The sequence below is a fragment of the Arachidicoccus sp. genome, assembly GCF_050436765.1.
In the GTDB taxonomy this organism is placed as follows: Bacteria; Bacteroidota; Bacteroidia; order Chitinophagales; family Chitinophagaceae; genus Arachidicoccus.
This window is the reverse complement of record NZ_JBNQGD010000222.1, coordinates 11,188-15,497: the sequence shown is the minus strand read 5'-3', so window position 1 is coordinate 15,497 and position 4,310 is coordinate 11,188. Positions and strand designations below refer to the sequence as shown.

Annotated in this window: 4 protein-coding genes; 1 reads left to right on the top strand and 3 read right to left on the bottom strand. The window is 36.4% G+C overall.

Going from position 1 to position 4,310, the window contains the following annotated elements; all coding sequences use genetic code 11:
• The 3 genes from ACQR30_RS09895 to rbfA all read right to left on the bottom strand — a co-directional run.
• On the bottom strand, positions 1 to 828 hold an 828-nt coding region (locus ACQR30_RS09895; RefSeq protein ID WP_429734552.1), incomplete at its 3' end, for an NEW3 domain-containing protein.
• 256 nt (positions 829 to 1,084) lie between these two features.
• The gene (locus ACQR30_RS09890; protein WP_429734550.1) at positions 1,085 to 2,314 is read right to left on the bottom strand and encodes an FtsX-like permease family protein; all 1,230 of its coding nucleotides are present in this window, start codon (positions 2,312 to 2,314) and stop codon (positions 1,085 to 1,087) included.
• Between the two features lie 40 nt (positions 2,315 to 2,354).
• A complete protein-coding gene (gene rbfA / locus ACQR30_RS09885) occupies positions 2,355 to 2,720 on the bottom strand; it encodes a 30S ribosome-binding factor RbfA (RefSeq protein WP_429734548.1) in 366 nt (121 codons plus the stop codon).
• Between the two features lie 62 nt (positions 2,721 to 2,782).
• Here rbfA and ACQR30_RS09880 point away from each other — a divergent pair.
• Positions 2,783 to 4,310 (top strand): ABC transporter ATP-binding protein (locus ACQR30_RS09880; protein WP_429734546.1); only part of this gene is annotated, 1,528 nt, incomplete at its 3' end.

Sequence of the window (4,310 nt, the reverse complement as noted above, 5' to 3'; positions counted from 1 at the left end):
ATAAATAATACCAATAGCGATTAAAATAACTAAAATTCCAATCCATCCGGAGAGGATGGATGTTTCAACAGTCATGCGAAAAGTAGCAGTCGCATTTACATTGGTTTCTTTTGCGTTGAAAGTCGTTACATAATCCCCGGCAATCGTTTTATCTGGAACTTTAAGGGTTGCAGTTACCGTTACAGATTTACCAGGTTGCAAATTATCGATTTTAGAAGGTTCAAAAGTAGCCTCCCAGTCAGTAGGTGTTTGCGCAGATAAATCAATATCTTTTAAAGCAATACTGCCAGAATTATTTACAACTAATTGAATCTGTTTTTGAGAACCTTCTGTTACATTATCACTTAATCTGCCCGAAGGCGTTGTAAGCTGTAATGCATAGGACCCTTTTACCACGGCTTGCAATTGGAGCGACAAAGTATCGCTACCATCTTGCGAAATCGCCGTTACAGGAATATTGTACTTTCCTGGTTTTGCAGAAGGCGCCGGATAAAATTGAATTGTAATTGACTCCGTTTGATTAGGTTGCACCTTAACCGACGTTACCTGACTACCTTCCACTCTAAAAGAAGACGTCCAACCCGACGGAAGTACTACATTCAAATTATACGTAGCTGCTTGGGTTAGCGTATTATGCAAGGTCGTATTAAATGTGAAGGTAGCATTCGTTGCGGCTTCAATGTTAATAAGCGTTGCGCTAAAAGTCGGTTTCGTTTTTTGTGCCATGGAAGATGCGGGGAAAAACAAAAACCCCATAAAGAAAGCTGCCAATGCAGGGTAAGAAAAGTTGCGTAATGAACTTTTGAATCGAGATAGAAATTTTACCATAAAATTTATTTAATTAGACATTAAAAAATATATGGCGAAGCAATTTAGTCCAACAGTACTTTTTCAAATACGAGGGCTAAGCTATAAAACAAACCTTTAAGGAAATTATAAAATTTATAAACAAACTATATTTTGTTAAATTAAAAGTGATGGAAGTATAACATTACTTTAGAAGTTCTTAGATGCAATTAGGAGATTGCATCTAAATGGGTTCAAAGAATAAAATTTAGAATATATAGATCTATAGCGCACAAAATTATCCGCCACTTTTCAGTGAAAACTCTTTAGTAGAGGCCTTCTTGGCAGGAATCCAAGCAGCAGAAACAGCCACGACAAAAATAGTGACTCCTACTAATACAAAATCGGCGACGTGCATTTTAACAGGATAATAATCAACCACAAAGGAGCCTCCTTCTAATTTGAGTAGATGAAATTTTTCCTGAAGAAAGCAAATAATATATGCTATTAACATGCCTGACAGACCTCCAATTCCGGCCAATAAAAGACCTTCATTCAAAAATATTGTTTGAATAAAATTATTGTTTGCCCCTAGCGCTTTTAATACAGCGATATCTTTTCTTTTCTCCAATATCAACATCGTTAAAGCTCCTACCATATTAAATGCTGCGATGATTAAAATAATAGAAAGAATAATATAAATAATCCATTTCTCCATTTGCATGACGCTAAACAATCCTTGGTTTTGTTGATAGCGTGTTTCCACCTTAAACTCCTTTCCCATGAGCGTTTGAAGCTCACTCTGCACCAGATCAAGATTGGCATCTCTGGCGAGAGAAATTGCAATCCCACTATAAAAATTATTAGGCAGCTCCACCATATACCGCAAGAAGTCAATGTTAGTAAAAGCATATTTATTATCAAAATCTTCTTGGATTCTAAATATGCCTGTTTCCCGAATATTGAAAGAATTCATGGCGCTCTGCATATCACTAAAACTCTCACTATTTCTGTTTGGCAAAAAAATAGTTAGTGGATCCGTAGAATATAAATCAGCTCCTATAGCACTAGCAATACCTGCGCCTAGAACCAAGGCGGGGTTCATTTTTTGCCCTAGATCATATTTCCCATCGGCTGTAATGTGTTTTGGAATAGCTACCACATTTCGATAATTGCTATCTACTCCTTTTAAGAATACAATGGACTGGTGGTAATCTCCATTCACTAAAAGTGCCTTTTCTTCAATCGTGAGGCTTATGTTTTTTATATCCTTTATTCGTTGAATCTTTTGCAATATCGAAGGTTGCAACTGCATATATTTTCCATGAGATGCAGAAACACGCAAGTCAGGATAAAAATCTCCATACATTGATTTCACCAATCCTTCAAACCCGTTAAAAACACTTAGTACAAGAATAAGAGCAGCTGAGCCAACAGCAATGGCCACCACACTTATCCACGCAATAATATTTATTACGTTAGTAGATTTTTTCGATTTAAAATATCGCCAGGCAAAAAGGAATTTCATGAACAATTTGTTATTATAAAAATGCAATCGACAACAGAACCTATGCCTTTCCGGAACTTTCGTTTAGTTTTTTAAATAATTCTTCCATATGGAAAACATTTTCCAAAGTATCATCCGCATAATAATGAATTACCGGAATGCGACGAAGTTGTGTCTTTACTTTTTGCGAGAGCTCCTTTTTTATTTCCCAAGCTTTTTGCTCAATCAATTTTAAAGCAGCTTCATTATCTTGCACTTGAAAGAAGCTAAGATAAATGCGTGCTTCCAACAAATCGGGTGTAATTTTTACATCCGAAATGGAGACCATACCTCCGAAAATCATATTCAGTCCCAGATGCCTGAAAATATGATTCATTTCTTCCTTTATGACTGCGGCTACTTGTTTCTGTCTTTTCCCTTCTTCCATAATCTTTGTGTTTAATTGGCTGTAAAATTAGTTACTTTTGCCCTTCTATTCTAATTCAAATTATGAAGAAATTTAAACGCATTTTTAAATATCTCGGTTTTCATAAAGCAAAACTAACCGCCTACGGCATTTTTACCGTTCTGGGTACATTGTTTGGCATTGTTTCTATTGGCATGTTGGCGCCTTTCATTTCGCTGATAGTAACCGACAGCAACGACAGCGCTACAAGTAATCTAATTAAATCTAAAGCAATTGGAAGCAGCATTTCAGACCTGCTTAATAAATTAATACTAAACGATGGAAGATTATATGCACTTGCCGCCGTTTGCATTATCATTATTGTATCTACTCTTTTAAAAAAAATCTTCATATATGCCGCAGCGTACCTATCTACCCCAATTAGAAGTTCTATTATAAAACATTTACGTGACGAAATGTATGTAAAAACATTACAATTGCCCATCGGATATTTTACAGAACAGAAAAAAGGGGATGTTATATCACGAATGACAAATGATGTCAACGAAGTAGATTCATCTGTAGTCAGTACTTTAGAAGGTCTAATTAAAGACCCCGTCACCATTATTGGGTATTTAATTGCGATGGTCATTATTAGTCCTGCGCTCTCAATTGGCCTACTTATATTATTACCGCTTACAGGCTTTATTATTGGGCGTGTAAGTCGTTTATTAAAGAAACAATCTAAAGAAATGTCCGAACAATTAAGTATTGCTTTGTCCATTTTAGATGAAACGCTTACTGGAATACGTGTAATAAAGGCTTTCTTAGCAGAAAAATTACTGCACGGAAAATTTGATGAAGTAAATGTAAGGATGTTCAATGTACGCAACAGGATGGCACGTCGTAGAGATATGGCTTCCCCCATGACTGAAGTGCTAGGTGTAATTGTTTTGGCTGCAATTTTATTTTTTGGTGGTTTGTTGGCTATCAGATATAAATCTTTAGCGGGCGGCGATTTATTGGCTTACATTGCCATGTTTGCTTTTATAATCAATCCTGCAAAAACTTTATCGACTTCTTTCTTTAATATACAGCGCGGTGGTGCAGCTTTAGACAGAATTGAAGAATTGTTGAATACCCCAACAGTTATCGAAGACAATGGTAAAGAAAAATTAGCGTTTAATCATCAAATTGAATTTAGAAATGTAAGTTTTGGCTATGCCGGAAATACGCAAGTTTTGAACAAAATAAATTTGATAATTCCTAAAGGAAAAACAGTTGCCTTGGTGGGCAGCAGTGGCGCAGGGAAAAGTACGCTAGCCGATCTGGTGCCGCGTTTTCACGACGTAAGTTCGGGGGAATTATTGATCGACGGAGTGAATATAAAAGACTATACATTGCAATCTTTGCGAGAACATATCAGCATTGTAACGCAGGAACCTATTTTGTTTAACGATACGATTAACAACAATATTTCTCTAGGTAAAGATGGGGCAAGCGAACCCGAAATAATTGATGCCTCAAAAGTGGCAAATGCCTATACTTTTATCGCACAAAAGGAGGATGCTTTCGAAACAAATATTGGTGACAGAGGAAATAAATTGAGCGGTGGTGAGAAACAACGCCTCA